The sequence below is a fragment of the Metapseudomonas cellulosilytica genome, from assembly GCF_049334135.1.
Taxonomy (GTDB): Bacteria; Pseudomonadota; Gammaproteobacteria; order Pseudomonadales; family Pseudomonadaceae; genus Metapseudomonas.
In genome coordinates, this window is the sequence record NZ_JBHZGN010000019.1 from 13,238 (window position 1) to 35,475 (window position 22,238).

General features: G+C 66.0%; 19 protein-coding genes and 2 tRNA genes. 18 read left to right on the forward strand and 3 right to left on the reverse strand.

Annotated features, from left to right (window positions below):
- Positions 1-207: 207 nt before the first annotated feature.
- From ACFW0H_RS21480 to ACFW0H_RS21505, 6 genes are all read left to right on the forward strand, one after another.
- On the forward strand, positions 208-888 hold the full coding sequence (locus ACFW0H_RS21480; RefSeq protein ID WP_422915883.1) for a Fe2+-dependent dioxygenase: 681 nt from the start codon (positions 208-210) through the stop codon (positions 886-888).
- Positions 889-891: 3 nt separating this feature from the next.
- Positions 892-1,692: a tetratricopeptide repeat protein gene (locus tag ACFW0H_RS21485; RefSeq protein WP_422915884.1), complete on the forward strand. Its 801-nt coding sequence runs from the start codon at positions 892-894 to the stop codon at positions 1,690-1,692.
- Positions 1,693-1,891: 199 nt separating this feature from the next.
- Complete coding sequence (locus ACFW0H_RS21490) at positions 1,892-4,654, forward strand: ATP-binding protein (protein ID WP_422915885.1); 2,763 nt, start codon at positions 1,892-1,894, stop codon at positions 4,652-4,654.
- A 60-nt stretch (positions 4,655-4,714) separates the two neighbouring features.
- Positions 4,715-5,698 carry a 2-hydroxyacid dehydrogenase gene (locus ACFW0H_RS21495; protein WP_422915886.1) on the forward strand — a complete coding sequence of 328 codons (984 nt, stop codon included), beginning with the start codon at positions 4,715-4,717 and terminating at the stop codon, positions 5,696-5,698.
- Between the two features lie 35 nt (positions 5,699-5,733).
- The gene (locus tag ACFW0H_RS21500) at positions 5,734-6,174 is read left to right on the forward strand and encodes a hypothetical protein (RefSeq protein WP_422915887.1); all 441 of its coding nucleotides are present in this window, start codon (positions 5,734-5,736) and stop codon (positions 6,172-6,174) included.
- Positions 6,171-6,578, forward strand: a complete 408-nt coding sequence (locus ACFW0H_RS21505) for an META domain-containing protein (protein WP_422915888.1) — start codon at positions 6,171-6,173, stop codon at positions 6,576-6,578. The genes ACFW0H_RS21500 and ACFW0H_RS21505 overlap by 4 nt, the downstream gene beginning before the upstream one ends.
- A gap of 142 nt (positions 6,579-6,720) precedes the next feature.
- Here the strand turns inward: ACFW0H_RS21505 and dinB are convergent, their stop codons facing one another.
- A complete protein-coding gene (gene dinB / locus ACFW0H_RS21510) occupies positions 6,721-7,776 on the reverse strand; it encodes a DNA polymerase IV (protein WP_422915889.1) in 1,056 nt (351 codons plus the stop codon).
- Positions 7,777-7,995: 219 nt separating this feature from the next.
- Here dinB and ACFW0H_RS21515 point away from each other — a divergent pair.
- The 6 genes from ACFW0H_RS21515 to ACFW0H_RS21540 all read left to right on the forward strand — a co-directional run bounded on the left by ACFW0H_RS21515 (position 7,996) and on the right by ACFW0H_RS21540 (position 15,593).
- Positions 7,996-8,072 (forward strand) — tRNA-Met (locus tag ACFW0H_RS21515).
- 116 nt (positions 8,073-8,188) lie between these two features.
- A tRNA-Met gene (locus ACFW0H_RS21520) sits at positions 8,189-8,265 on the forward strand.
- Between the two features lie 142 nt (positions 8,266-8,407).
- On the forward strand, positions 8,408-10,813 hold the full coding sequence (locus tag ACFW0H_RS21525; RefSeq protein WP_422915890.1) for a bifunctional diguanylate cyclase/phosphodiesterase: 2,406 nt from the start codon (positions 8,408-8,410) through the stop codon (positions 10,811-10,813).
- Positions 10,814-11,033: 220 nt separating this feature from the next.
- The gene (mprF, locus tag ACFW0H_RS21530; protein WP_422915891.1) at positions 11,034-13,688 is read left to right on the forward strand and encodes a bifunctional lysylphosphatidylglycerol flippase/synthetase MprF; all 2,655 of its coding nucleotides are present in this window, start codon (positions 11,034-11,036) and stop codon (positions 13,686-13,688) included.
- A 7-nt stretch (positions 13,689-13,695) separates the two neighbouring features.
- Positions 13,696-14,967 carry a virulence factor family protein gene (locus ACFW0H_RS21535; protein ID WP_422915892.1) on the forward strand — a complete coding sequence of 424 codons (1,272 nt, stop codon included), beginning with the start codon at positions 13,696-13,698 and terminating at the stop codon, positions 14,965-14,967.
- A 77-nt stretch (positions 14,968-15,044) separates the two neighbouring features.
- Positions 15,045-15,593 carry a cytochrome b gene (locus tag ACFW0H_RS21540; RefSeq protein ID WP_422915893.1) on the forward strand — a complete coding sequence of 183 codons (549 nt, stop codon included), beginning with the start codon at positions 15,045-15,047 and terminating at the stop codon, positions 15,591-15,593.
- A gap of 84 nt (positions 15,594-15,677) precedes the next feature.
- Here the strand turns inward: ACFW0H_RS21540 and ACFW0H_RS21545 are convergent, their stop codons facing one another.
- The gene (locus ACFW0H_RS21545) at positions 15,678-17,582 is read right to left on the reverse strand and encodes a potassium transporter Kup (protein WP_422915894.1); all 1,905 of its coding nucleotides are present in this window, start codon (positions 17,580-17,582) and stop codon (positions 15,678-15,680) included.
- A 208-nt stretch (positions 17,583-17,790) separates the two neighbouring features.
- Between ACFW0H_RS21545 and rimO the strand changes: the two genes are divergently transcribed.
- From rimO to tsaA, 5 genes are all read left to right on the forward strand, one after another.
- Entirely contained in the window at positions 17,791-19,113 is a 1,323-nt protein-coding gene (gene rimO, locus ACFW0H_RS21550) for a 30S ribosomal protein S12 methylthiotransferase RimO (protein WP_422915895.1), read from the forward strand.
- A gap of 135 nt (positions 19,114-19,248) precedes the next feature.
- Positions 19,249-19,599: a thiol-disulfide oxidoreductase DCC family protein gene (locus tag ACFW0H_RS21555; protein WP_422915896.1), complete on the forward strand. Its 351-nt coding sequence runs from the start codon at positions 19,249-19,251 to the stop codon at positions 19,597-19,599.
- Positions 19,600-19,648: 49 nt separating this feature from the next.
- Positions 19,649-20,290, forward strand: coding sequence for a glutathione S-transferase family protein (locus tag ACFW0H_RS21560; protein WP_422915897.1), 642 nt, complete (start codon positions 19,649-19,651; stop codon positions 20,288-20,290).
- 139 nt (positions 20,291-20,429) lie between these two features.
- On the forward strand, positions 20,430-20,615 hold the full coding sequence (locus ACFW0H_RS21565; protein ID WP_422915898.1) for a hypothetical protein: 186 nt from the start codon (positions 20,430-20,432) through the stop codon (positions 20,613-20,615).
- 1 nt (position 20,616) lies between these two features.
- The gene (gene tsaA, locus ACFW0H_RS21570; protein ID WP_422915899.1) at positions 20,617-21,309 is read left to right on the forward strand and encodes a tRNA (N6-threonylcarbamoyladenosine(37)-N6)-methyltransferase TrmO; all 693 of its coding nucleotides are present in this window, start codon (positions 20,617-20,619) and stop codon (positions 21,307-21,309) included.
- Positions 21,310-21,420: 111 nt separating this feature from the next.
- Here tsaA and ACFW0H_RS21575 read toward each other — a convergent pair whose 3' ends face one another.
- A complete protein-coding gene (locus ACFW0H_RS21575) occupies positions 21,421-21,723 on the reverse strand; it encodes a putative quinol monooxygenase (protein WP_422915900.1) in 303 nt (100 codons plus the stop codon).
- A gap of 60 nt (positions 21,724-21,783) precedes the next feature.
- On the opposite strand from ACFW0H_RS21575, the gene ACFW0H_RS21580 reads away from it, so the two are divergent.
- A complete protein-coding gene (locus ACFW0H_RS21580; RefSeq protein WP_422915901.1) occupies positions 21,784-22,197 on the forward strand; it encodes a VOC family protein in 414 nt (137 codons plus the stop codon).
- Positions 22,198-22,238: the final 41 nt, after the last annotated feature.

Consider the following 22,238-nt stretch of genomic DNA (forward strand, 5'->3'; position numbering starts at 1 on the left):
CTATGATAGCGGCAAACCGGGCGGCGCCAAATCGCACAAGCGTTTCGGCTTATGGCGTGCAGCTATATATATGTGCCGGAATCGAATGACTGACGCAGCCATAACCATTTCAGCCCCACAGGCGGGGTTGAACGTCGGCACTGGTTTTACAGGCTGAATGAAAATAAATACTATTCGCTTCCTACCCGTATCTCTCGGTACCCCGCCATGCTTCTGCACATTCCCGGCATTTTCACCACCGACGAAGCCGCCCGAATCCGCGAGGCCCTGGAGCAGGCCGAATGGCTCGACGGCAAGGCCACGGCGGGCTACCAGTCGGCCAAGGCCAAATACAACGAGCAATTGGCCGAGGGCGACCCACTGGCCCGCGAGATCAGCACCGCCATGCTGCAACGCCTGTGGAACAACCCACAGTTCATGTCCGCGGTGCTGCCAAACAAGGTCTATCCCCCCCTGTTCAACCGCTATCGCGGCGGCGGCACCTTCGGTTACCACATCGACAACGCCGTGCGCGCCATCAAGGGCAGCCCCGAGCAGGTGCGCACCGATGTCTCCGCCACCCTGTTCTTCAGCGAGCCGGACAGCTACGACGGCGGCGACCTGGTGATTCAGGACACCTACGGCGAACACCGGGTCAAACTGGCGGCCGGTGATCTGGTGATCTACCCCGCCAGCAGCCTGCACAAGGTCGAGGCGGTTACCCGTGGCGCACGCCTGGCCTCCTTCTTCTGGGTGCAGAGCATGGTCCGCGAGGACAGCCAGCGCACCCTGCTGTTCGAGATGGACCAGGCGATCCAGAGCCTCACCCGCGATGTGCCGGACCACCCTGCCCTGGTCCAACTCACCGGCAACTACCACAACCTCCTGCGCCGCTGGGCCGAGGTCTAGGCCGTGGGCATTCCCCTGAGCCGCACTGAAACCCTCGACGGCGATGAACTCGGCCAGCGCCTGGCCGGTGACCCGCGCCAGGCGGCACGCGCCATTCTCGCCGCGGCCCGCGAGGGCGTCACCGCAGCGCAGACACTGCTGGGCCAGATACTCCTCGACGGCAACGGCATCGAGCGCGACCCGGCCCTGGCGCGCACCTGGTTCGGCATCGCCGCCGAAGCTGGCGACGCCATGGCGCGCAACATGCTCGGTCGCTGCCTGGAACAGGGCTGGGGCGGGCCGGAGGACCTGGAGGGCGCTGCCGGTCAATACCGCAAGGCCATCGGCGACGGCCTGGACTGGGCCATGTACAACTACGCCGGCCTGCTGGCCAGCGGGCGTGGCGTCGAGCGGGACGCGCATGGCGCCTTCACCCTCTATCTGCGGGCCGCCGAGATGGGCCACGCCAAGTCGATGAACCTCGCCGGGCGCTATTACGAGGAAGGCATCGCGGTCGATCCCGCCCCCGAAATCGCCTTCACCTGGTACCGCCGCTCAGCCGAGGCCGGCGACTTCCGCGGCCAGTTCAGCCACGCGGCGGCACTGGCCTCCGAGGGCAAGGTGGACGAGGCGATCACCTGGCTGCAACGGGCATTGCTCGGTGGCAACCTGAACTTCCTACGAATCAGCCGCGCCAGCCTGGCCGAAGCGCCCGAGGCGCGTATCCGCACCCTCGCCCTCGCCTACCACCAGCGCGCCGCCGAACTGGGCGACGACAGCGACCGCCAGGCGCTGCTGGACTACCAGGCCACCCTCGGGGTCTGAAATATCAGGCGCTGTTCGGCCAGCAGGGGGGTTCCCTGCTGGCCAGATACGGGCGAGGGTGCGATGGATGCCTTGCTTGAAGATGCAGCTGCAAATTCGAACGACTACCCAATGCCACCGGCGATTCTGGCGAAACTGCCAGCAGATTCCCATCCGCTGAGTCGCTACACTGCGCTCAAAGCGCATGGGGAGGATGGGCGTGTACAAGGATCTGGGCATCAAGGGCCGCGTGCTCATGCTGACGCTGCTGCCCACCAGCCTGCTGGCGCTGGTACTGGGCGGCTATTTCACCTGGGTGCAGCAGGCCGACATGCAGGCCCAGCTGCTGCAGCGCGGCCAGATGATCGCCGAACACCTGGCGCCGCTCGCCGCCCCGGCGCTCATCCGAGGCGACGCGGTGCTGCTGGAGCGCATCGCCGACCACGCCCTGGACCAGGCGGACGTGCGCGCCGTGAGCTTCATCGGCGCGGACCACAAGCGCCTCGCCCACGCCGGGCCACGCATGCTCAACGAAAGCCCCGATGAGCCGGGCGACAACCTCGCGCTCGCGCTGAGGAGCAATACCGAGGCCACCCGCTTCCTGCAGCCGGTATTCGAGCGCCACCGCGTGCTCTCCGGCGACAAGGCATCGCCGCGCAACGACAACCTGCTGGGCTGGGTGGAACTGGAAATGTCCCACCAGGGCACTCTGCTGCGCGGCTACCGCAGCCTGCTCGCCAGCCTGCTGCTGATCGCCACCGGGCTGAGCGTCACCGCCCTGCTCGCCCTGCGCATGAGCCGTGCGATCAACGAACCCCTGCGACGCATCAAGCAGGGCGTCGCGCTGCTCAAGGAAGGCCGCCTGGAAACCCGCCTGCCGCCACTGGGCAGTCATGAACTGGACGAACTGGCCTCGGGCATCAACCGCATGGCCGAGGCGCTGCAAACCGCCCAGGAGGAGCTGCAGCACAACATCGACCAGGCCACCGAGGACGTGCGCCAGAACCTCGAGACCATCGAGATCCAGAACATCGAACTGGATCTGGCGCGCAAGGAGGCCCTGGAGGCCAGCCGCATCAAGTCCGAGTTCCTCGCCAACATGAGCCACGAGATCCGTACCCCGCTCAATGGCATCCTCGGCTTCACCAACCTGCTTAAGAAAAGCGACCTCACCGCGCGCCAGCAGGACTACCTGGCCACCATCGAGAAATCCGCCGACAACCTGCTGGGGATCATCAACGAGGTACTCGACTTCTCGAAGATCGAGGCCGGCAAGCTGGTGCTGGAAAACATCCCCTTCAACCTCCGCGACCTGATCCAGGACACCCTCACCATCCTCGCCCCGGCTGCCCACGAGAAACGCCTGGAACTGGTCAGCCTGGTCTATCGCGACACCCCCTTGCAGTTGATGGGCGACCCGATGCGCCTCAAGCAGGTGCTGACCAACCTGGTGAGCAACGCCATCAAGTTCACCCGCGAAGGCACCATCGCCGTGCGCGCGATGCTCGAGGACGACAGCGACGACGAGCTGGCGCAACTGCGCATCAGTGTCCAGGACACCGGCATCGGGCTGTCCGACGCCGACCTGCGCGCCCTGTTCCAGGCCTTCACCCAGGCCGACAACTCCCTGTCACGCCAGACCGGCGGCACCGGCCTCGGCCTGGTGATTTCCAAGCGCCTGATCGAGCAGATGGGCGGGGAGATCGGGGTCAGCAGCACACCCGGCGTGGGCTCGGAGTTCTGGATCACCCTCAGCCTGCCCAAGTCCCTGGACGAGATCGACGACGGCTTCCAGCCCAGCCTCGACGGACGCCGGGTGGCGATTCTCGAACCCCAGGAGCTGACCCGCCAGGCACTGCACCATCAACTGGAAGACTGCGGCCTGGAGGTGCTGGAGTACCCCAGCATCGACACCCTGGTGGACGAAGTCGCCGCGCGCCGCCTCGGCAATCGCCCCATCGGCCTGGCAGTTATCGGCGCCGACGTCCAGGCGCTATCGCCGGAACAGCTCAGCCAGCGGGTCTGGGAACTGGAACAGCTCGGCTGCAAGAGCCTGGTGCTCTGCCCGACCACCGAGCAGGCCCTCTACCACCGCGCGCTGCCCGAAGCACACAGCCAGCTGCAGGCCAAACCGGCCTGCACACGCAAGCTGCAACAGGCCCTGAGCGGACTGGCCAGCCCGCGCCAGCCACGCATCGAACTGGCGCAATTGAACAACAGCCGCGCGCCCCGGCTGCTCTGCGTCGACGACAACCCGGCCAACCTCCTGCTGGTGCAGACCCTGCTCACCGACATGGGCGCCGAGGTACGCGCCGTGGACAGCGGCTTCAACGCCATCGAGGCGGTGCAACGCGAGCGCTTCGACCTGGTGCTGATGGACGTGCAGATGCCCGGCATGGACGGTACCCAGGCGACCGAGGCAATCCGGCGCTGGGAAAGTGAACAGCGCATGGACCCCGTGCCCATAGTCGCCCTCACCGCCCATGCCCTGGCCAATGAGAAGCGCGCCCTGCTCCAGGGCGGCATGGACGACTACCTGACCAAGCCCATCGGCGAGCGGCAGCTGGCCCAGGTGGTGCTGAAGTGGACTGGCCTCAGCCTCGGCGCACAGCCAGCTCAGCGCCATGGCCGGGAGGATCAGCAGCACGATGCCCTGGACGTGCTGGATCCGGACGAAGGCCTGCGCCTGGCCGCCGGCAAGGCCGACCTCGCCGCCGACATGCTGTCGATGCTGCTGGCCTCCCTCGACGCCGACCGCGAGGCGATCCAGCAGGCCGCGCGCAATGGCGATCGCACGGCACTGCTGGAACGGGTCCACCGCCTGCATGGCGCCACCCGCTACTGCGGCGTGCCGCAGCTGCGCGCAGCCTGTCAGCGCAGCGAAACGCTGCTCAAGCAGAATGACCCGACTGCCCAGCAGGCCCTGGACGAACTTGATGCGGCCATCACCCGCCTCGCCGAGGTGGCCAGGCTGGAGGCATGATCCCGGACAAGATGCGATAGCCGAACGCCAGCTATGCTGCTGAACAACCAAGGAGACCCCATGCGCACCATTCTGTTCAGCAGCCAGGCCTATGACCGCGAAAGCTTCCTCGGCGCCAGCCCCACCTTCGAGCTGCACTTCCAGCAGGCGCGACTGACACTGGACACCACCGCCCTGGCCAATGGATTCGACGTCGTCTGCGCCTTCATCAACGATGACCTCTCCGCGGCGGTACTGGAGCGCCTGGCCAGCGGTGGCACGCGACTGATCGCCCTGCGTTCGGCCGGCTACAACCATGTGGACCTGGCCGCCGCCAGGCGACTGGGCCTGACCGTGGTCCGAGTGCCGGCTTACTCGCCCCATGCCGTGGCCGAGCACGCGGTGGCGCTGATCCTGGCCCTCAACCGCCGCCTGCACCGCGCCTACAACCGCACCCGTGAAGGGGATTTCACCCTCCACGGGCTGACCGGCTTCGACCTGGTGGGCAAGACCGTGGGCGTGGTCGGCACCGGCCAGATCGGCGCGACCTTCGCCCGCATCATGGCGGGCTTCGGCTGTGGCCTGCTGGCTTTCGACCCCCAGCGCAACCCGAGCGTCGAAGCGCTGGGAGCGATGTACGTCGATCTGGACGAGTTGCTCGCCAACAGCGACATCCTAAGCCTGCACTGCCCGCTCAACGACGCCACCCGGCACCTGATCAACGCCCAGAGCCTCGAGCGGATGAAGCCCGGCGCCATGCTGATCAACACCGGACGCGGTGCCCTGGTGGACACCCCGGCGCTGATCGACGCGTTGAAATCCGGCCAGCTCGGCTACCTGGGCCTGGACGTCTATGAAGAAGAAGCCAACCTGTTCTTCGAAGACCGCTCCGACCTGCCCCTGCAGGACGACGTGCTGGCCCGGTTGCTGACCTTCCCCAACGTGATAGTCACCGCCCACCAGGCCTTCCTCACTCGCGAGGCCCTGGCCGCCATCGCCCGTACCACGCTGGACAACATCAGCGCGTGGGCCGCCGGGCGGCCGTGCAATCAGGTGGACGCCTAGGCCGTGGTAGGATGCGGACCCCAGCCGGAGGACCTATGGCCGAACACGATTTTCGCTACACCCTGCTCAACCCCGCCCATACCCTGAACGAATGCCGCGCCCTCTCGCCGGGCCTCTATCAGGTCACCGGAACCGGCGGCTCGATCAAGGCCGGCGACACCCTGCTGGTCACCCTCAAAGGCAGCCGCGACCTCAGCATGCGCCTTTGCGTGGACAAAGTGCGTCATCTGATCAATCCGCCCGGCCAGTGGCTGGCGGTGGCCAAGGGCCCGGCCTTCAAGGAGCTTTCCATTCACAATTGGCACGTGGACTGCGATGCCTGCGGCACCCGACTGGACTTCGAGTTCGCAGTCGACGGCGGCCTCGGCAAGCAGGCCCAGGCCCCCGCCGCCGAAGCGCGCATTGCCGAACTGGGCTGGCGCAACCAGGCCGGGAAGCACTACTGCCCGAACTGTCGTCAGGAGGACGCACAATGACCCGGAACAGCCTGCTGCTGGCCGCTCTCGCCGCCGCCGTTTCCGGCTGCGCCACCGACCGCCCGCAACTGGAAACCGGCACGACCTACCAGGTGGAATGGATCGGCGAACGCCCGCTGATCGACCGCAGCCACCTGACCATCACCCTGGGCGACGACAATCGCGCCTACGGCAACGCCGGCTGCAACCACTGGTTCGCCACCTACAGCCTGGAAGGCGACAAGCTGACCTTCGGCGCCGCCGGCAGCACCCGCAAGATGTGCGCCCCCGCCCTGATGGAGCAGGAACAGCGCTTCCTCGATGCCTTGGGCAAGGTGCAGCGCTGGGACATTTCCCCCATCGACCAACTGCGCCTGTGGCCGGCCGAAGGCAAGCCGATCCGGCTGTGGCCGGTGGAAGGCTGAGCACAGCACTGAAGTCCGTTCTTTCTTTGTAGGGGCGAATTCATTCGCCAAGGGCAGCAACGCTGCCCCTGCGACCTCGAAGGGCAGACCTTCGGCCTGCTTGGCGAATGAATTCGCCCCTACAGAACAGCGCGGCCGTGCCTCAGAACAGGGATAGTTGCTCGACCGCGCCACGCAGGTCCTGCAACCTCACCCCCACCCCGATCAAGCGCACCGGCTTGTCGCCACGGGCGAAGGCCGTGCTGAGCAACTGCCGGTAACTGTCCAGGTCACGGCGGGCACCGGCCTGTTCGAGGGTGGTCTGGGTGAAATCGTGGAATTTCAGTTTCACGAAGGGCTTGTCCGGCTTGTAGCTGCTGTCCAGCCGCGCCATGCGGCCACGCAGCTCGTCGAGCAGGGCCGGCAGCTGCGCCAGGCACGCGTCCAGATCCGGCAGGTCATGGTCATAGGTGTTTTCCACACTGATGGACTGGCGCCGGTTATCCACCTGCACGCTGCGATCGTCCTGGCCACGGGCGAGGTTGTAGAGGCGCTCGCCGAAGCTGCCGAACTCCCGCGCCAGCGCCAGCTTGTTCCATTCCCGCAGATCGGCGCAGGTGCGCACGCCAAGGCGCGACAGCTTTTCCGCCGTGACCTTGCCCACCCCGTGCAGCTTGCTCACCGGCAACACTGCGACGAACTCGTCGACCTGATCCGGGGTGACCACGAACAGGCCGTTGGGCTTGCGCCAGTCACTGGCGATCTTGGCGAGGAACTTGTTCGGCGCCACTCCGGCGGACACCGTGATATGCAGCTCCGCCGCCACCCGCCGCCGGATCTCCTGGGCGATGCGCGTGGCACTGCCGTTGAAATGCGGGCTGTCGGAAACGTCCAGGTAGGCCTCGTCCAGGGACAGCGGCTCGATGATCTCGGTGAAGTCGCGAAAGATCTGGTGGATCTGCCGTGACACGGCCTTGTAGGCATCCATGCGCGGCCGGACGATGGTCAGGTCCGGGCACAGCTTGACCGCCGTGCGCATCGGCATGGCCGAACGCACCCCATAGGCCCGCGCTTCGTAATTGCAGGTCGCCACCACCCCGCGCTTGTCGGGCGAGCCGCCCACTGCAAGCGGTTTGCCCGCCAGCCCGGGGTCGTCGCGCATCTCGATGGCGGCATAGAAGCAGTCGCAGTCAATGTGGATGATCTTTCGTTGCGGCATGGCAGCTGAGGCAGGCGAGGAAGGATGTGCAACGCCGGACGAGCCCGCGGACCGGGTCATGATACCGCAGCAGCAAACGGTCTCCAGTCCGGCGGAAACGCTTCGAATATCCCGTCGGAGAGCTGTGCCGTGCCGTTTTCGATCGCTAAATATTTGAGGGAAAAAGATTTTTCCGCAAATATCGTTTGACACACCTTCGTGGAAATGTAGAATGGCGACCGCGGGATGGAGCAGTCTGGTAGCTCGTCGGGCTCATAACCCGAAGGTCGTTGGTTCAAATCCAGCTCCCGCAACCAACATCAGGAAAAGGCCACTCTTCGGAGTGGCCTTTTTCGTTTGGCCAAAGAATAAGTATTTGATTTAAATAGCAGAAACCATTTGACAGAGCCCTGCCGATCTGTAGAATTGCCGCCGCGGGATGGAGCAGTCTGGTAGCTCGTCGGGCTCATAACCCGAAGGTCGTTGGTTCAAATCCAGCTCCCGCAACCAATTCTGAAAAGGCCACTCAAGCGAGTGGCCTTTTTCATTTCCGCCCCTCCCCCTCCCGCCCGTCCAGGCTGTTCGTCAACCGCCCATCCCGCCAGGCCCCAGCCTCTATACTTGAAGCGCACCCATCCGGTGGAGATTGGCCATGGCTGCGTACTGCACCTCAAGCGAGGAAGTCGAGTACCTGAACCGTGCTCTGCGCACCTTGAGCGGGTGCAATCGCGCCCTGCTGCGTGCCGAGAACCCGTGCTTCCTGTTCCAGGAAATCTGCCGGGTGGTGGTGGAAGAAGGCGGCTACCGCATGGCCTGGGTCGGCCGGGCCGAGCACGATGAAGCGCAGTCCGTGACACCCTTGGCCCATGTCGGACTCGACCAGGCCTATGTGGACTCACTGAACATTACCTGGGCCGACCGCGAACGCGGACGTGGCACCACCGGCACGGCCATTCGCACCGGCGCCCCGACCATCACGCGGAATATCCTCACAGACCCCAGACTCAACCCGTGGCGGGAAAGCGCCATTACCCACGGCATCGCCTCGGTGCTGTCCCTACCCCTGCGGGTGGATGGCGAGATCTTCGGTGCCCTGGCCATCTGCGCCAAGGAGCCGGATGCCTTCGGCGAACGGGAGCTGGCGCTGCTCAGCGAAGCCGCCGACGACCTTGCCTTCGGCCTCCAGGCCCTGCGCATCAAGGCACGGCGCCGGCAGGCCGAGCTCCAGGTGGAAGCCCTCAACCGCGCCCTGTCCACCCGCGTGGCGGTCAACCATGCGGTGATCCATGCCACCAGCGAAGCGCCGCTGCTGGCAGAGATCTGCCGGGTGCTGGTGGACGAATGCGGCTATCGCCAGGCCTGGGTCGACTACCGCCAGGACGATCCGGTGCGTCCTTATAAAGTGATGGCCTGCAATGCCGCCAACGGCGTCTGCCAGGGGTGGGGCGCGGGCGGGCATGACGACGGCTTTCACAGTCAGCTGGAAACCGCCCTGCAGGCCGGCGACCCGCTGGTGATGCGCGACCTGCTCGACGATCCTGCCGCCGCGCTGCATCAGGAGGCACTTGAGTATGGCTTTGCCGCAGCCCTGGCCCTGCCGCTGCGGGTCGAAGAACAGCTCATCGGCATGCTGGTAATCATGGCCACCGATGCCGACGCCTTCGACGAGAAGGAAGTGGGGCTGCTGCTGGCCATGGCCAATGACCTGGGCTTCGGCATCGCCACCCTGCGTACCCGCGCGCGGGCGGCGGAAGCGGAGGCAACCATCCGGCGCATGGCCTACGAAGACGCCCTGACCGGACTGCCCAATCGGGTACGCCTGCGCGAACTGCTGGAAACCGCGATCACCACCGCGCGTCTGGAACGCCGCTCATTCGCCCTGCTGCATCTGGAAATCGCCCGCAACCAGGAGATCAACGAGACCCTCGGCTACCGCGAAGGCGATCGCCTGCAAGTGGAGATCGCCACCCGCCTGAAGCAGGTGGTGGGCATGGAGCGTACCGTGGCGCGCATGGGCGAATGCGAGTTCGCCGTGCTCATGCCCAATGGTGGCGCCGAGCAGGCCTCGCAGCTGGCCAAGCAGATCCTGATGGCGCTGTATGACCCGGTGGAATTGTCCGGCCTGTACCTGGAGGCGCGGGCGAGCATCGGCATTGCCCTCTACCCCGGCCACGGCACGGCCCCCGAAGCACTGGTTCGCCGCTCCGGCAGCGCCATGGAACAGGCCAAGCGCTCCAATGCCGGCTTCGCCGTGTTCCAGGGCGGCCTGGACCAGGAATGCGCCCAGCACCTGACCCTGATGGGCGACCTGCGCCGCGCCATCGATCGCAACGAACTGCTGCTCTACTACCAACCCAAGGTGGAGATCGCCAGCAACAAGGTCTGCGGCACCGAGGCCCTGGTGCGCTGGCGCCATCCGCAACACGGCATGCTGCCGCCGGACGAGTTCGTGCGCCTGGCGGAGAACACCGGGCTGATCACGCCGCTGACCCTCTGGGTGCTGGACACCGCCCTGGGCCAACGCTACGCCTGGCACGAGGAGGGCGACGAGCGCCCGATCTCGGTCAACCTTTCGGCCCATGACCTGCGCGACCCACGGCTGCTGGAGCGCATCCAGGGCTCCTTCGCCACCTGGGGAGCCAAGTCTCACTGGATCGAGTTCGAGCTGACCGAAAGCGCACTGATGGAAGACCCGGTGGCCTCCCTGCAGACCCTCTGCGCGCTCAAGGGACTGGATGCCCACCTGACCATCGACGACTTCGGCACCGGATACTCCTCCCTGGCCTACCTGCAGAAACTGCCGGTGGACTCGCTGAAGATCGACCAATCCTTCGTCAGCGACATGACCAGCAACGACGGCTCGGCCAAGATCGTCCGCTCCATCATCGAACTGGCCCACAACCTGGACTTGACGGTGGTGGCCGAAGGGGTGGAAGACCAACTGACCTTCAACCAGCTCGGCCAATATGGCTGCGATATCGCCCAGGGCTACAAGATCAGCCAGCCGATCCCCGCCGAGCAGTTCCGTGACTGGGAGAGCCGCTCGGCCTGGCATTGACCGGCAGCCCGGCGAAAGCGCGACAAATTGCCGCCTCACTCCCTAGCGTGCCCATGTGCGCCTACAGCCGCCATCCCCCGCTCGCCTAGACTTGGCGTGACAGCGGCCTGCCCGCCCCCCTCTCGTGGGCGCAAGGCACGCGAAGAAAAAATTCGGCCTGACACTTGGAACTTGCTGTCGGCGCCCACACTCAGTGGCGCACATTGCCCAGAGGTGCTCGATGCGCGCCAACAACCCGCAGTTGGAAAACGTGGAAATCCCGGCCAACAGCCAAGCCAACGACGAATCCGCCCCACTTCGCTGGCTCGACAGCCTCACGGCTTACCGGCAGTGGATCGTCATCGCCTTCACCCTGGCGGTCTTCATTTTCGGCCTGTTGGCCTGCTGGCACCTGTTGCGCGAGCTCGACCCCGACGCCTTGCGCACAGCCATCCATGAAGTCCCCGGCAGCCGCCTGCTGCTGGCCCTGGGAGCCACCGCCGTCAGTTTCATCGCCTATGTCGGCTACGAATGGTCCGGCTGCCGCTTCGCCGGTGTGCGCCTGTCGCTGCCGCGCATGGCCCTGGGCAGCTTCTGCGCCTCCGGCATCGGCAATGCCGTGGGCTTGTCGATGCTCACCGGCGGCTCGGTACGCTTCCGCCTCTACGCGCGCAACAAACTGGCAGCCGGGGATATCGCCCGCATCACGCTGTTCGCCAGCCTGGCCCTGGGCTCGGCGCTGCCGCCACTGGCGGCGCTCGCCGCACTGAGCGCACCGGACTCCGCGTCGCGGGCCCTCGGCCTGCCGGAAAGCCTGGTGATCATCCTGGGCACCGCCGTGCTGCTGGCCAGCGCCCTGCTGGTCCTGTGGATATCCCGCCAGCGCACGCCGCAGGCCCCGGTGCCGGGCTGCATCGAAATCCGCCTGGGCAACCGCAGCGTCCGCCTGCCCGGCCTGCGCCTTTCGGCGCTGCAGTTGCTGATCACGGTGGTGGATGTCTGCGCCGCCGCTTGCGTGCTCTATGTCCTGTTGCCGGAAGCGCCGCCGCTCAGTGCCTTCCTGCTGGTCTACATGCTGGCCCTGGCTGCCGGGGTGCTCAGCCACGTGCCCGGCGGCGTTGGCGTATTCGAAGCCGTACTGCTGGCGGCCTTCGCCGGCCAGTTGGGTGCCGCGCCGCTGGCGGCGGCCCTCCTGCTCTACCGCTTGATCTATGTCGGCCTGCCGCTGGTGCTGGCCTGCCTGCTGCTCCTGGCCAACGAAGCCCAGCGCCTGTTCCCCGCCGGTCGCCAGGCCCTGCGCGTCGCTTCCGGCCTGGCCGCACCGGTGCTGTCGCTGCTGGTGTTCCTGGCCGGCGTGGTGCTGCTGTTCTCCGGCGTCACGCCAGCGGTGGATACCCGCCTGGAGCACCTGAGCTTTCTGATTCCCCACCGCCTGATCGACGCCTCGCACCTGGCCGCCAGCCTGATTGGCGTGCTCTGCCTGCTGCTGGCCCACGGCCTGCGCCATCGCCTTTCGGCCGCCTGGGCGCTGACGGTCGTGCTGCTGCTGACGGGCGCGGGGCTGTCCCTGCTCAAGGGCTTCGACTGGGAAGAAGCCAGCCTGCTGACCATGACCGCGGTGCTGCTGGCCATTTTCCGCGCCGCTTTCTACCGCCCCAGCCGCCTGCTGGAAATGCCCTTTTCGCCACTCAACCTGGCAGCCAGCGCGTGCGTGCTGCTGGCCGCCCTCTGGCTGATGTTCTTCGCCTTCCAGGACGTCCCCTACAGCCATGAACTCTGGTGGCAGTTCGAGGTGGACGGCGATGCCCCCCGCGCGCTGCGTGCATCCCTGGCCAGCGGCCTGCTGCTGGCCGGCATCGCCCTGGCCTGGCTGCTGCGCCCGGTGCCACCGACCATCCACGAACCGACGACCGAGGAGTTGCAGCGAGCCGCCGAGGTGATTCGCAACTCCGACCAGCCGGACGGCGGCCTGGTACTGACCGGAGACAAGGCGCTGCTCTTCCACCCCCGCGGCGATGCCTTTCTCATGTATGCCCGTCGCGGCCGCAGCCTGGTGGCGCTGTTCGACCCCGTGGGCCCGGCTTCCCGCCGCGCCGAGCTGATCTGGCAATTCCGCGACCTCTGCGACTTCCACCATGCGCGGCCGGTGTTCTACCAGGTGCGTGCGGAAAACCTGCCCTACTACATGGACATCGGCCTGTCCGCCCTGAAGCTGGGCGAGGAGGCCCGTGTCGACCTGCCCCGCTTCGACCTGGATGCCAAGAACAAGGCCATGAAGGACCTGCGCTACACCCTCAGCCGCGGCCAGCGCGACGGACTCAGCCTGGAGATCTTCGAGGCCGGAACCGCGCCCCTGGACCAGCTCCAATCCATTTCCGAGGCCTGGATGCAAGGCAAGCAGGCGCGGGAGAAAGGGTTCTCCCTCGGTCGCTTCGACCCGGACTACCTGAACCATTTCCGTATCGCGACGATCCAGTTCGAGGGCAAGCCGGTGGCCTTCGCCAACCTACTGGAAACCGAGGGCAATACCCTGTCCAGCATCGATCTGATGCGCGTCCACCCGCAGGCGCCGAAACTGACCATGGAGTTCCTCATGCTCAGCCTGTTGCTGCATTACAAGGAGCGTGGGCACGCGCGCTTCAGCCTGGGCATGGTGCCCCTGGCCGGGCTGCAACCTCGGCGCGGGGCGCCGCTGACCCAGCGTCTCGGCGCCCTGGTTTTCCGCCGTGGCGAGCAGTTCTATAACTTCCAGGGCCTGCGCCGTTTCAAAGAGAAGTTCCAGCCCGACTGGGAGCCGCGCTACATGGCAGTGCCAGCCGGCCTCGACCCGTTGGTGGCGCTGGCCGATACCGCTGCGCTGATCGCCGGCGGTTTCACAGGCCTGGTCAAACGTTGAGGTGCCCATGCTCAAGCGCAACTGGCGACACCTGCTGCTCATCCTGATCGTCCTGCTGGTAGGCGCGCTCCTGCTGCTCTGGAGCCGTCCCACACCCCAGGCAAAGCTGGACCACCTGAAGGCCGCCGACGGCAGCCCCATGACCCTGGCCAACCCCGCTGGCGCCGTGCAGCACCGGGCCCTGCTGATGGCCAGCGGCGACCAGCGCCTGACCGATGCCGACCTGCTGGTCCTGGCCCGCAGCAGCAATGCCCGGCTGCTGCAGCTGGACCTGCCGGCCAAGGACTGCGCAGCCCAGCAACAGCGCCTGCAACAGGCCCGGGAAACCCTTGGCGGCGAACCCACCCTGGTAGCCGGCATCGGCCCGGCCGCCACCTTTGCCTGGCGCTGGCTGGCCGGCCAGGGCGACGACAACGCCCAGGCCCTGTCCATCGACTTCAGCCTGGACAGCCCGGACTGCCTCGCCCCTCTCCCGCAGAAGGCACCCCACGGCCATTGGCTGGCCGCCTGGAACGACAACCCGGATGACCCCAGTGCCGCCTTCGCCCGCAACCAGCCCAACGCCGAAACCCTGATCAGCGACTACGACACCAGCCTGGTTCAACTGCTGCAGCAGCGCCTGGCGAATCTGCTCCAGGGCCAGGGCGATCCGCTGCCCGTGGTGGAAGTGCCCACCGATCAGCACGTCGATACCGTCACCCTGTTCTATTCCGGCGACGGCGGCTGGCGCGACCTTGACCGCGCCGTGGCCGACGAGATGGCCAAGCGCGACTATCCGGTGGTGGGCATCGACGCACTGCGCTACTTCTGGCAGCACAAGAGCCCGGACCAGGGCGCCGCCGACCTCAGCCGGCTGATGAAGGACTACCGCGAGAAATGGGGTGCCAAACGCTTCGTGCTGGCAGGCTACTCCTTCGGCGCCGATGTGCTGCCCGCCTTCTACAACCACCTGCCCAAGGCCGACCAGGACCAGGTGGACGCCATCCTGCTGCTGGCCCTGGCCCGTAGCGGCAGCTTCGAGATCGAAGTGCAGGGCTGGCTCGGCAAAGCCGGCCAGGAAGCCGCCACCGGCCCGGAACTGGCCAGGCTACCGGCAGCCAAGGTGTTATGCGTGTATGGCAAGGAAGAGGTGGCGGAAAGTGGCTGTACCCAGGCCGGCGCCGTGGGAGAAAACCTGGAGCTGCCAGGCGGCCACCATTACGACGAGAATTACCCGGCATTGGCAGAGAAACTGTTGAAAGCGGTAGAGAAACGTCAGGCTAACCCGACAGAAACCTGATCTAGATTCAGATTCACTTAAGAAACCGCGGTTATCCTGCCCACCGTTTCGCCTGAAGACGAGAAAGAGGAACCGTGATGAGTCTCAAGAACGCGCCTTCCCGCTATGGGAACCTGTCCATCGCCCTGCACTGGCTGATGCTGGTCCTGATCGCAGCCGTGTACGCCTGCATCGAACTCAAGGGCAACTTCCCCAGGGGCAGCGAAACCCGCGAACTGCTCAAGCAATGGCACTTCATGCTCGGCCTGGCGGTGTTTTTCCTGGTCGGGCTGCGCCTGATCGGTCGGATGATTTCCCCTACCCCGGCCATCAAGCCGGAGCCCGCCGGTTGGCAGAACGCGCTGTCGAAGCTGATGCACCTGAGTCTCTACGCCCTGATGATCGGCGCGCCCCTGGCCGGCTGGCTGATCCTCAGCGCCGCCGGCAAGCCCATCCCCTTCTTCGGCCTGGATCTGCCTGCGTTGATCGGCCCGAACAAGGAACTGGCCGGCGAGATCAAGGAACTCCACGAACTGGCGGGCACCGCCGGCTACTGGCTGATCGGCCTGCACGCCGTGGCGGCACTGTTCCACCATTACATCGTGCGGGATAACACCCTGGTGCGGATGATGCCGGGCCGCGGCTGACGCCCTTCGCGTAGGGTCCGCCGTGCGCACCGGGTGCCCCCACGCAGGGGTTCCGGTGCGCACAGCGCACCCTACGCGTCTCACTCAAATCTCCACCTGCGTCCCCAGCTCGATCACCCGGTTGAGCGGCAGGTTGAAGTACTTCAGGTTGCTGTTGGCATTCTTCAGCAGGAAGGCGAACAGCGCCTCGCGCCAGCGCGCCATGCCGATGCGCTTGGTCGGGATCACCGTCTCGCGGCTGAGGAAATAGGTGGTGCTCATGGGGCTGAAATCCAGCTCGTTGAGGTGGCAGAGCTTCAGCGCCGCGGGTACGTCCGGCTCCTCGATGAAACCGAAGTGCAGGATCACCCGGAAGAAGCCATCGCCATAGGCATCCACCTCGAACCGCCGTTCCGCCGGTACCCTCGGCGTGTCCTCGCTGACCACCGTCAGCAGCACCACCTGTTCATGCAACACTTGGTTATGCAGCAGGTTGTGCAGCAGCGCGTGGGGCACGGCATCGGTCCGGGCGGTGAGAAACACCGCGGTGCCCTGCACACGATGTGGCGGCTGCGAACGGATGCTGCTGATGAACAGCGGCAGTGGCAGCGCGGTTTCGTCCAGGCGCTCGACGACTATCTGCTTGCCGCGCTTCCAGGTACTCATCAGGACGAACAGCGCGGCACCGGCAATCACCGGGAAGGCACCGCCCTGGATGATCTTCGGTACGTTGGCGGCGAAGAACAGGCCGTCGACCAACAGGAATCCCAGCAGCACCGGCAACGCCAGCCACCAGGGGGTTTTCCACAGCAACAGCATCACCACCGTCACCAGCAGGGTGGTGATCAGCATGGTGCCGGTCACCGCCACGCCGTAGGCCGAGGCCAGGGCCCCGGACGACTCGAACCCCAGCACCAGCAGCACCACGCCCACCATCAGTGCCCAGTTCACCGCGCCGATGTAGATCTGTCCCTGTTCCTGCTGGGAGGTGTGCTGGACGAACATGCGCGGGATGTAGCCGAGCTGCATGGCCTGGTGAGTCAGGGAGAAAGCCCCGGAAATCACCGCCTGGGAAGCGATCACCGTAGCCAGGGTGGACAGCGCCACCATGGGCAGCAGTGCCCAGCCCGGCGCAAGCAGATAGAAAGGGTTACGCGCGGCCGTGGCGTCGGCGAGGATGGCCGCACCCTGGCCGAAGTAGTTCAGCACGAGCCCCGGCAGCACCAGGAAGAACCAGGCACGGGCGATGGGCTTGCGGCCGAAATGGCCCATGTCGGCGTAGAGCGCTTCGGCGCCGGTCAGGGCCAGCACCACCGCCCCGAGGATGGCGACGCCCATGCCCGGATGAACAACGAAGAAGTGCACACACCAGTACGGATTGAGCGCTTTCAGCACCTCGGGCTGCTGGATGATCCCGTAGACGCCGAGAGCCCCCAGCACGCTGAACCAGAGCACCATGATGGGCCCGAACAGGATGCCGATGCGCGCCGTGCCGTGCTTCTGGATCAGGAACAGGCCCACCAGCACGATCAGCGACAGGGGCACGACCCAGCGTTCCAGTCCGTCGAAGGCGATCTCCAGCCCCTCGATGGCCGACAGCACCGAAATCGCCGGCGTGATCATGCTGTCGCCATAGAACAGCGCCGTGCCGAACAGGCCGAGCAGCAGAACCGCCGCCTTCAGTCGCGGCCAGGACTTGACGGCGCGCTGCGCCAGGGCGGTCAGGGCCATGGCTCCGCCCTCGCCCTCGTTGTCCGCACGCAGGATGAACATCATGTACTTGATCGAGACCACCCAGATCAGCGACCAGAAGATCAGGGACAACACCCCCAGGACCCCGTCATGGTTGACCTGGACCCCATACTGCTCGGAGAAGACCTCCTTCAAGGTGTACAACGGGCTGGTGCCGATGTCGCCGTAGACCACACCGGCGGCGGCCACCAGCAGACCGAGTCCGGAAGCCGTATGTCCGGCGCGATGCTCGGCGGGTTGCGTGATGCTTTCGCTCATCTAGACCTTCCTGCTGATGACAATTGGCGTGCATCGTCTGCGAAGCCTTGCCGGCACTGGAGAGCATCCTGCCCTTCCCACGCCAGATTCCTACAGGCTAGCTGCGAAATGACAACAGATGAGGGTAGAAATGGCTGGCGCCTGCCGCTAGAATTGCGCACTTTTTGATCAGAGGCGCCCTTCCGAGCGCCCATCGAGGTTAGCCGCAATGTCCACCGCCACCCCCAAAGTCGGATTCGTCAGCCTGGGTTGCCCGAAGGCCACAGTCGATTCCGAACGCATCCTCACCCAGCTACGCATGGAAGGCTACGAGATCGTACCGACCTACCAGGATGCAGACGTGGTGGTGGTCAACACCTGTGGTTTCATCGACAGCGCCAAGGCCGAGTCCCTGGACGCCATCGGCGAGGCCATTGCCGAGAACGGCAAGGTGATCGTCACCGGCTGCATGGGCGTGTCCGAAGACAGCATCCGCGACGTGCACCCCAGCGTGCTGGCCGTGACCGGCCCGCAGCAGTACGAGCAGGTGGTCAGCGCCGTGCATGAAGTGGTGCCGCCGAAGGCCGACCACGATCCCTTCGTCGACCTGGTACCGCCCCAGGGCATCAAGCTGACCCCGCGCCACTACGCCTACCTGAAGATTTCCGAAGGCTGCAACCACAGCTGCAGCTTCTGCATCATCCCATCCATGCGCGGAAAGCTGGTCAGCCGCCCGGTGGGTGACGTGCTCTCGGAGGCCGAGCGCCTGGTCAAGGCCGGCGTGAAGGAGCTGCTGGTGATCTCCCAGGACACCAGCGCCTACGGCGTCGACCTCAAGTACAAGCTCGACTTCTGGAACGGCCAGCCGGTCAAGACCCGCATGCTGGAGCTGTGCGAAGCCCTCTCCGCCATGGGCGTATGGGTACGCCTGCACTACGTCTACCCCTACCCGAACGTGGATGACGTGATCCCCCTGATGGCCGAAGGCAAGCTGCTGCCGTACCTGGACATCCCCTTCCAGCACGCCAGCCCGAAAGTGCTCAAGTCCATGAAGCGCCCGGCCTTCGAGGACAAGACTCTGGCGCGCATCAAGAAGTGGCGCGAGATCTGCCCGGACCTGACCATCCGTTCCACCTTCATCGTCGGCTTCCCCGGCGAGACCGAGGAAGACTTCCAGTACCTGCTGGACTGGCTGACCGAGGCCCAACTGGACCGCGTCGGCTGCTTCCAGTACTCCCCGGTGGACGGCGCCCCAGCCAACGACCTCGGCCTGGAGCCGGTGCCGGACGACGTGAAACAGGACCGCTGGGAGCGCTTCATGGCGCACCAGCAGGCCATTTCCACCGCCCGCCTGCAGCTGAAGATCGGCCGCGAAATGGACGTGCTGATCGACGAAGTGGACGGCGAAGGCGCCGTGGCCCGTTCCTGGGCGGACGCCCCGGAGATCGACGGCAGCGTCTTCATCGAGTCCACCAGCGTGCAGCCCGGCGACAAGGTGCGTGTGCGGATCATCGACGCCGACGAGTACGACATGTGGGCCGAGTTGGTCTGAGTCTTTAGCCGAATGGAAAAGCCCCGCCGATGCGGGGCTTTTTCTTTTCGGCAAACTCATGCGCGCTCTTAGTTGTAGGATGTGGCGGGCAGCGTTCCGCTGGAGCGGAGCGATATCCATCAACGGAGTCCGGCCATGCTCAAGGTCTTCTACGACGGCGCCTGCCCCCGCTGCATCGCTGACCGCCGCTGGTACGAATCCCTCCCCCGCGCCGCCGAGGGGGTGGAATGGATCGACATCACCAGTCGCGACGCCGAATTGCGCGCCCTGGGCATCGACCCCTACCTGGCCCTCACCGAACTCCACGTCCAGGACGAAGCCGGCCGCATCCACCGCGAACTGGACGCTTACATCCTCCTGCTTTCCCGCGTGCCCAGGCTGGCCCCGCTCGCCTGGCTGGTTGGCCTGCCGCTGGTCAAACCACTCCTGTCGCCTGTCTACCGCCAATGGGTCCTTCGCCGTCTGCGCCGCAGCGGCAGGCTCTAGAGGCAGGGTCTAGACTCGCTCCATCCACGGCCCAAGCGGAACAACGACAATGACCAGCCAGAACCGCCAGGTAACCCTCTACCACTGCCCCTACACCCGCTCCACCGGCGCCCTTACCCTGTTGGAAGAGCTCGGCGCCGACTATCGGCTCCACGTGATGAACATGAAGGCCGGCGAGCAACGCAAGCCGGAATTCCTCGCCATCAACCCCATGGGCAAGGTGCCCACCCTCACCCATGGCGACGCGGTGGTCACCGAACAGGTTTCGGTCTACCTGTACCTGGCCGACCTCTATCCCGAGGCGAAACTGGCCCCGCCCCTGGGCGACCCGCTGCGCGGGCCCTACCTGCGCTGGATGGTGTTCTACGGCTCCTGCTTCGAACCGGCGGTGGTGGACCGGGTACAGAAGCGCGAACCCATTCCCGAGGCGCGCTCGCCCTACGGCGATTTCGACAGCGTGATGAAGACCCTGGTCAGCCAGTTGCAGCAGGGCCCCTGGCTGCTCGGCGAGCAGTTCACCGCCGCCGACGTGCTCTGGGGCAGCGCGCTGAACTGGACCACGCAGTTCGGACTGATTCCGGAGGTTCCGGTGATCAAGGACTACATCGCCCGCTTCATCAAGCGCCCCGCCTACAACCGCGCCCTGGCCAAGGACGCCGAACTGGCCGCCGCCCAGGCCGCCCCGGCCTGACCGCGCCTCGATAATGCCCCCGCCCCGGCCGCGCCGGGGCCTTCGTGCCCATCGAAGGGTCGCTTCCGCCCCTGACGCATCGCTTGCGCGGCGCCTGGGGCGGCGCTAGGGTAGCCGCGCACGTCAGCGGAAGTCCCACATGCGCCTTGCCCTCCTCACCCTCCTGCTCACCCTGGCCGCCCCGAGCTTCGCCGCGCCGGCGCCCTTCTACATCTGGCAGAGCAAGCTGGATGGCGGGCTGACCTGTGCCCAGACCAGCCCCGGCGACGGCTGGCTCCGCCTGGGCGGCCCCTTCCGCGATGCTGGTTGTCGCGAGCCGTCCTGATATGCAGCACAGTGTTTCCCCGGTCGGCTACGTGCGCTCCTGCTTCAAGGAGAAGTTCGCCATTCCCCGCCAGCCTCATCTGGCGCCTGCCGCCCGTGGCGTGCTGGAACTGCTGCCGCCCTTCGACACGGGCGACGCCGTGGCGGGACTGGAACAGGTCAGCCATGTCTGGCTGCTGTTCCTCTTCCACCAGGCCCTGGAGGACAAGCCGCGACTTAAGGTGCGCCCGCCGCGCCTGGGCGGCAACCAGTCCATCGGCGTGTTCGCCAGCCGCTCCACCCACCGCCCCAACGGCATCGGCCAATCGGTGGTGAAGCTGGACAAGGTGGAACCCGGGCGCCTCTGGCTGTCCGGCATCGACCTGCTGGATGGCACCCCGGTCATCGATATCAAGCCCTACGTGCCCTACGCCGACCGCCAGGACGGCGCGCTGAACGCCATTGCCGACGCCGCGCCCGAGCTGATTCCGGTGGAGTGGGAGCCCGCCGCCCTGCTCCAGGCCCACGAACATGGCCAGCGCCTGGGCGAGCCCCTGGCCGAGCTGATCGAACAGTGCCTGGCGCAGGACCCGCGCCCGGCCTACCAGAAACCCGAGCCTGAGCGCCGCTACGGCGCGCGCCTGTGGGACGTGGATGTACGCTGGCACTATCCCGAATCAGGGCGCATCCGAGTGCTGGAGATCGCCCGCGGCTGAGTATTCTGGTGCGCACAGCGCACCCTACGAGCTAGTCCGTGCCGAGCTGAACGCTCATCCACCTGCACGCCACATCGCCGTAGGGTGCGCCATGCGCACCGCGCCAATGGTTCAACGTGCCGCGTTGAGCGCCAGGGAATCGGCTTCGATGCAGTCCTGCTGAAGAATCAGCGGCTCCACCAGCGGCCGGCTGGCGAGGAAGTGCGGGGTCCGCATATGGGCCTCGAAGGCGGCTTCGTCGGTGTAGACCTCATAGAGCCAGACCAGATCGGGATCGCTGCGGTCCTGTAGTACATCGAAAACCAGGCAACCGGGCTCGTCGCGCACCGAGGCGGCGGCGTTGGCGCGCATGGCGTCCATGAAGGCATCCAGGCGACCGGGGCGCAGGCGGGTCTTGAGGAGAAGGCAGTACACTTTGAACTCCGTTTTGTCTTATATTTCTCGATAATTGTATACAAAAATGGAGACCCGAAAATGCCCAGCCGTCCCGGCCGCCTCAACGGCCTGCGCCACATCGCCATCGTCGTGCCCAATCTGGAGGAGTGCGAACGCTTCTACGTGGATGTGCTGGGCATGGAAGTGCTCAACCGCGCCAACGAGGACCTGGTTTACCTCACCTGCGGCAACGACAACCTGTCCCTCGGCCGCGCGTTCGCCCCCAGCAGCGGCGTGCAGGCAGTGGATCACTACGGTTTCGTGGTGGACAGCCTGGAAGAACTGGACGCCTGGTACCACTACCTCAAGGCCCGGGGCGTGACCATGCTCGACCGCCCCTTCGCCCATGGCGACGGCGCCCACAGCTTCCACGTGCTGGACCCGGCCGGGAACAAGATCCAGCCGATCTACCACCCCGCCATCTCGGGGCAGCGCTTCAGCTCCCCGGTCTGAACCCCGGAAATGACAAAGCCCGCCGATTGGCGGGCTTTGTC